The organism is Sinomonas sp. (assembly GCF_051955515.1).
Lineage (GTDB): Bacteria > Actinomycetota > Actinomycetes > Actinomycetales > Micrococcaceae > Sinomonas.
Genome location: NZ_JBQCGQ010000206.1, coordinates 1 through 5,947, shown reverse-complemented (window position 1 = coordinate 5,947; position 5,947 = coordinate 1). Strand labels below are relative to the sequence as shown.

The 5,947-nt window shown below is 71.3% G+C and carries 4 protein-coding genes and 1 pseudogene; all 5 read left to right on the top strand.

Translation table 11 applies throughout. The features are described 5' to 3' along the window. Positions 1–436 (top strand): annotated as a pseudogene (locus tag ACTHL9_RS12055) (NCS2 family permease); the annotation flags it as partial. Between the two features lie 106 nt (positions 437–542). Beyond that, positions 543–1,733 (top strand): XdhC family protein, encoded by a 1,191-nt coding sequence (locus ACTHL9_RS12050; RefSeq protein WP_440519369.1) that lies wholly within the window; start codon positions 543–545, stop codon positions 1,731–1,733. Beyond that, positions 1,724–2,560: an FAD binding domain-containing protein gene (locus tag ACTHL9_RS12045; protein WP_440519367.1), complete on the top strand. Its 837-nt coding sequence runs from the start codon at positions 1,724–1,726 to the stop codon at positions 2,558–2,560. The genes ACTHL9_RS12050 and ACTHL9_RS12045 overlap by 10 nt, the downstream gene beginning before the upstream one ends. A gap of 1 nt (position 2,561) precedes the next feature. After that, entirely contained in the window at positions 2,562–5,411 is a 2,850-nt protein-coding gene (locus ACTHL9_RS12040; protein WP_440519366.1) for a molybdopterin-dependent oxidoreductase, read from the top strand. A 191-nt stretch (positions 5,412–5,602) separates the two neighbouring features. Continuing rightward, complete coding sequence (locus tag ACTHL9_RS12035; protein WP_440519364.1) at positions 5,603–5,773, top strand: hypothetical protein; 171 nt, start codon at positions 5,603–5,605, stop codon at positions 5,771–5,773. Positions 5,774–5,947: the final 174 nt, after the last annotated feature.

The window sequence follows — 5,947 nt, the reverse complement described above, 5'->3', positions numbered from 1 at the left end:
CTCCGGCTCGTCGAACACGGTCTACGTGGATTCGGCCGCGGGCATCGGCGAGGGCGCCCGCACGGGCCTGGCCTCGGTGGTGACGGGAGCCCTGTTCCTGGGCTCGATGTTCCTCACGCCGCTCACCAGCGTGGTGCCCCTTGAGGTCGCGTCGTCGGCGCTCGTGGTGGTCGGCACGATGATGGCCGGGCAGATCCGCGAGATCAACTTCCGCAAGTTCGACGTCGCACTGCCCTCGTTCCTGACGATCGTGACGATGCCCCTGACCTACTCGATCGCGAACGGCATCGGCGCCGGCTTCGTGACGTGGGTCCTCGTCCGGGCTTCGAGCGGGAAGGCGCGGAAGATCCATCCGCTCATGTGGGTGGTCGCGGCCGGGTTCATCGTGTACTTCGTCCGCGGGCCGCTGGGTCACCTCATCGGGGCGGCTGGCTAACGGGCTGGACCCGACCACAAAGACCGCGCCCGCGGGATCCCGGATGTGACGCTCCGGGGCCCCGCGGGCGCACCATTGACTTACTTCATGCAAGAAGGGGGAGCCAATGATCGAGCTCCTGAACGAGCTGCCGGGATGGCAGCGCGCGGCGAACCGAGGGCGGTGCGCCATCGCGACCGTCGTCGCCGCGAGCGGTTCCGTGCCGCGCCCCGTCGGCACCTCGATGCTCATCGCCAAGCCCGAAAGCCCCGACGACTCTCCGGCCGTTCTCGGCAGCCTCTCCGGCGGCTGCGTTGAGGGCGCGGTTGTCGCCGCGGCGCTCGACACCCTGGACGACGGCGCCGCGCGCCTCGAGCGTTTCGGCTACAGCCGCGAGGACGCGTTCGCCGTCGGGCTGACGTGCGGCGGCGAACTCGAGGTGCACCTCCAGGTTCTCGCGTCCGACGCCGTAGCGAGCCTGACCGCGCAGCCGGCGTTCGCCGTCGTCCGTCGTCTTGCGGAGGTGGGGAAGAGTGCGGACGACGACGCCGCCCGCCCCGTGCTCCTCGCCTCGCCTCCGTCAGGGGTCGCCGAGCTGGCGTTGGCCCTCGCTCCGCTCTTCCCCGGGGAAGCGGGTGCTGACCGGGCCGCCGCGCTCGTGGCGCCAGTGCTCGCTCAGGGGCTGTCCGCCGTCGTGCCCGTGGAACCGGCGGGAGGCTGCGGCGCGATGCCGGAGCCCGGTCCCGTGCGGCTCCTCGTCGAGAGCCGCCTGCCCGCCCCGCGGTTCCTCGTGGTCGGCGCGAACGACTTCGGTGCGGCGCTCATCCCGGCCGCGAAGCTCCTCGGCTACCGGGTGACCCTTGTGGACGCGCGGCCCGCGTTCGCTCGGCAGGACCGCTTCGCAGTCGCGGATGAGATCGCCGTCGCGTGGCCGCATGAGTACGTGGCCGCGGAGGCCGGAGCCGGGCGGCTCGACGCGCGCACGGTCGTGTGCGTGCTGAGCCACGACCCCAAGTTCGACCTCCCGCTCCTCGACGCCGCCCTCCGCCTCGACGTCGCCTACGTCGGGGCGATGGGGTCGCGCCGGAGCCATGGGCAGCGGATCGCGGCGCTCCTCGAGGCCGGCCACGGGCCCCTCGATCTCGCGCGGCTGCACTCGCCGATCGGCCTGGACCTCTGCGCCGTCACTCCGGCCGAGGTCGCGGTCTCGATCCTGGCCGAGGTCGTCTCCTCCCGGGCGCCGGGCGCGAGCGCGGCTCCGCTCAGGGCCCGGCTGGGCCGGATTCACCGTACCGAGGAGGCCCCCGCATGGACCTGAACACCGTCGAGGCCCTCGTCCCGACCGCCGACCCCGCCGAGTGGCGCGAGGGCGACGCGTGGCTCGCGGGCGGCACTGTCCTCTTCTCCTACGGGAGCCAGACCCTGCGTCGCCTGCTCGATCTCACCTCAGCGGGCTGGGAGCCGATCGAGGAGGACGACGACGGCATCACCTTGGCCGCGACCTGCACCATTGCGCGGCTCTGGGACGCCGGGGACCCGGCGGGGGCGATCGTGCAGCGCTGGCCGGGACTCGCCGTCGCGCGCTCGTGCTGCGACGCGTTTGTGGCGTCTTTCAAGATCTGGAATCTCTCGACGGTCGGCGGCAACATCGCGACGTCGCTCCCGGCCGGCCCCATGACCTCGCTGTGCGCGGGACTCGACGGCGTCGCGACACTGTGGGGCACCGCCGGCGCCCGCGAGGTGCCCGTGGCCGAGCTCGTGACCGGCGACGGCCGCAACGCCCTCGAGCCCGGCGAGCTCATCCGCTCGATCCGCCTCCCCGCCCACGCGCTGCACGCCCGCACGGCCTTCCGGCGGCTCTCCCTGAGCAACTTGGGCCGTTCCGGCGTGCTGCTCATCGGACGGCGCGATCCCGACGGGGGCTTCGCGCTCACCGTGACGGCCTCGACGAAGCGGCCCGTGCAGTTGCGCTTCAGCTCCGCAGAGCTTCCCTCGGCGGTGGGCCTCGCCTCCGCCCTCGACACCGCGATCCCCGCGGAGCTCTACCACGACGACCTCCACGGCCTGCCCGCGTGGCGCCGGGACATGACCTACCGGCTCGCCGAGGACCTCCGACTCGAGCTGTGCGAACAGGAAGGGGCCTGACATGGCCATCGAGATCAACGGCGCCCGCGCCGAGGAGGCGCCGCGCCCGGGCCAGTGCCTGCGCACCTTCCTGCGCGAACAGGGGGCCCTCGGCGTCAAGAAGGGCTGCGACGCCGGCGACTGCGGGGCGTGCACGGTCCACGTTGACGGCGTGCCCGTCCACTCCTGCATCTACCCAGCCCAGCGGGCCGAGGGCCATTCGGTCACGACGATCGAGGGGCTCGCGGCGACGTGCTCCGGTGGAGAGTCCGGCGAACTCCATCCCATGCAGCGCCAGTTCGTCGAGGCGCAGGGCTTCCAGTGCGGCTTCTGCACCGCGGGAATGGTCATGACCGCAGCGACGTTCGACGGCGCACAGCTCGCCAACCTGCCCCGGAACCTCAAGGGAAACCTATGCCGCTGCACGGGCTACGCCGCGATCGAGACTGCGGTTTCGGGAGCCGGTCAGGGGGGCCCCGCGGACGGGCGGATGGGGGAGGACGTGCCGGCGCTCGCGGGCCGGCGGATCGTGTCGGGTACAGAAAGGTACACCCTGGACGTCACCGAGGCAGAAGTGCCCGGCGGCCAGAAGGCACTCCTGCACCTCAAGCTCGTCCGGTCGCCGCACTCCCACGCGCGCGTCCTGTCCGTCGACACCTCGGCCGCGCTCGCGATGCCGGGCGTCGTCGCGGTCTTCACCCCCGACGACGATCCCGGCGTCCTGTACTCGACCGCCCAGCACGAGCTCGTCGAGGACGACCCGGACGACACCCGGCTGTTCGACACCGTGGTCCGCTTCCGCGGGCAGCGCGTGGCCGCCGTGGTCGCGGAGACGGTCGCCGCGGCGGAAGCGGGGGTGCGGGCCGTCGTCGTCGACTACGAGGTCTTGCCCGCCGTTCTCGGCCCGGAAGAGGCGCTCGCCCCCGGCGCCCCGCTCGTGCACGGCGAGAAGGACCTCGAGACTTCGCGGATCGCCGACCCGGCCAGGAACGTCGTCGCGGAGCTGCATTCGGAGATCGGGGACGTGGAGGCCGCGCTCGCCGCCGCTGACTATGTCTACGAGGACACCTTCCGCACGCACCGCGTCCAGCACATGGCACTGGAGACGCACTGCTCCATCGCCTGGACCGAGGGCGACCCGCTCGGCGGCCCGGGCGTCCTCGCGGTGCGATCCTCCACGCAGGTTCCCTTCCTCGCCCGGCGGACGCTCTCGCGAATCTTCGGGCTGCCGCTCGACCGCGTCCGCGTGGTCACCGGAAGGGTGGGCGGCGGGTTCGGCGGCAAGCAGGAGGTCCTCACCGAGGACGTCACTGCTCTGGCAGCGCTCCGGCTGGGGCGTCCCGTGCAGCTCGAGCTGACGCGCTCGGAGCAGTTCCAGGCCACCACGACGCGCCACCCGTTCACGATCCGCCTGCGCGCAGGCGCGAAGCGCGACGGGACGTTCACCGCGCTCGCGCTCGACGTCGTGACCGACACCGGTGCGTATGGGAACCACGCCCCGGGCGTGATGTTCCACGGCTGCAACGAGTCCGTGAGCGTCTACCGGTGCGCGAACAAGAAGATCGACGCGCGGGCCGTGTACACCCACACCGTGCCGGCGGGGGCCTTCCGGGGGTATGGCCTGAGCCAGATGATCTTCGCCGTCGAATCCGCCGTGGACGAGCTCGCGGCCGGGATCGGCATGGACCCTCTGCAGTTCCGGCGGCGCAACATGGTCCACCGCGGGGATCCGATGATCGCCTCGCACCCGGAGCCCGAACCCGACGTCCTGTACGGGAGCTACGGGCTGGACCAGTGCGTCCGCCTTGTGACGAAGGCCCTCAAGCGGGGCAGGGAGCGCGAGCGCACGTTCGGGGTCTCGGAACTCGGGCCGGAATGGCTCATCGGCGAGGGCTCGGCGCTCTCGATGATCGACACCGTGCCTCCGCGCGGGCACTACGCACACTCACGAATGGCTCTCCTCCCGGATGGCCGCTTCGGCCTCGATGTGGGAACGGCCGAGTTCGGCAACGGCACGAGCACTGTCCACGCTCAGCTCGCCGCGACCGCGCTCGCGGCCGGAGCCTCGGACATCGTGCTCCGCAACGCGGACACCGCGCGCACGGACCACGACACCGGCGCGTTCGGCTCCACCGGGACGGTCGTCGCAGGCAAGGCGACGCTCGCAGCCGCCGAGGAGCTTGCCCGCACGATCCTGGCCTTCGCCGCCGAGGTGACCGGGGTTGAGGCGGCCGATTGCGCGCTGGTGCCCGGCGCCGTCGTCTGTTCCGGAGAGCGCGTGTCGCTCGCCGAACTGGCGGCCGCCGCGTCCGAGCGCGGGGTCGAGCTCACTGCCGAGGGCCGGTGGGGCGGCACGCCGCGTTCGGTTGCGTTCAACGTGCACGGCTTCAGGGTGGCTGTCCACCGGGGCACAGGTGAGCTCCAGATCCTGCAGAGCGTGCAGGCGGCGGACGCGGGCGTCGTCGTCAATCCCCGGCAGTGCCGCGGCCAAGTCGAGGGCGGCATCGCGCAGGCGCTCGGCGCGGCGCTGTGGGAGGAGGTGCGGCTTGACGAGTCCGGGAGGGTGACCACGGACATCCTCCGGCAGTACCACGTCCCCACGTTCGCCGACATCCCGCGGAGCGAGGTGTACTTCGCCGAAACCTCGGACTCCACCGGCCCGCTCGGCGCAAAGTCCATGAGCGAAAGCCCCTTCAACCCCGTGGCGCCCGCGCTCGCGAACGCCTTGCGTGCCGCGACGGGCCTGCGGTTCGCCGAGCTGCCTGTGACACGCGATCGGATCTATCTGGCGCTCAAGGAAGCTGGGCTGGCGTTGCCGACGCGGCCGCTTCCGGCGCCCGAGCCGACTGCCAGCGGGCTCCTGTCCGGTTGATCCTTCCCAATCGGAACGGAACGCGGCGTGTTGGGCCAGACGGCCGTGTCGCGAGGCAAGAACCGGACCCGAACACGAGGACCCCTTGACCCTACGGGCCCCTGCCTCTTAGAATTTCATATATCAGAAAGAATTTTCCACTTTACGAAAAGAATACTGTACGAAAGCAGTAGCCCAGAAAGGGGAGGAAGATGCCCGCACACGAGAACGTCCAGCTTGAACCCGCGCAGGAGGCGCCCGCCGTCGAGCGCTACATCCCCCGCGAGTGGACCACTGATCCCGATTTCGCCATCCGCTCCGACCGCCACGACGCCAAGCGCGACTGGTTCGGACGGATGCTCGGCTGGTTGGCCGTTCGCTGACCAGCACGCGCGAAGGGCCCCGACGTTCAACGTCGGGGCCCTCATTGTTTGCGCCGTCAGCTTTGCAGGGTTCAGAACCTGCAAAGCTGACGGCGCCACGGGATTATTCCACGGGGCTCGCGGCCGGGCCGGCCTTGACCTCGAGGACGCGGTACTTCACCATGGCCTGCAGCG

What these genes read in the sequence shown, in the direction of transcription:
- ACTHL9_RS12050 (WP_440519369.1), top strand. Translation starts at nt 543, where the DNA reads ATGATCGAGCTCCTGAACGAGCTGCCGGGATGGCAGCGCGCGGCGAAC.
- ACTHL9_RS12045 (WP_440519367.1), top strand. Translation starts at nt 1,724, where the DNA reads ATGGACCTGAACACCGTCGAGGCCCTCGTCCCGACCGCCGACCCCGCC.
- ACTHL9_RS12040 (WP_440519366.1), top strand. Translation starts at nt 2,562, where the DNA reads ATGGCCATCGAGATCAACGGCGCCCGCGCCGAGGAGGCGCCGCGCCCG.
- ACTHL9_RS12035 (WP_440519364.1), top strand. Translation starts at nt 5,603, where the DNA reads ATGCCCGCACACGAGAACGTCCAGCTTGAACCCGCGCAGGAGGCGCCC.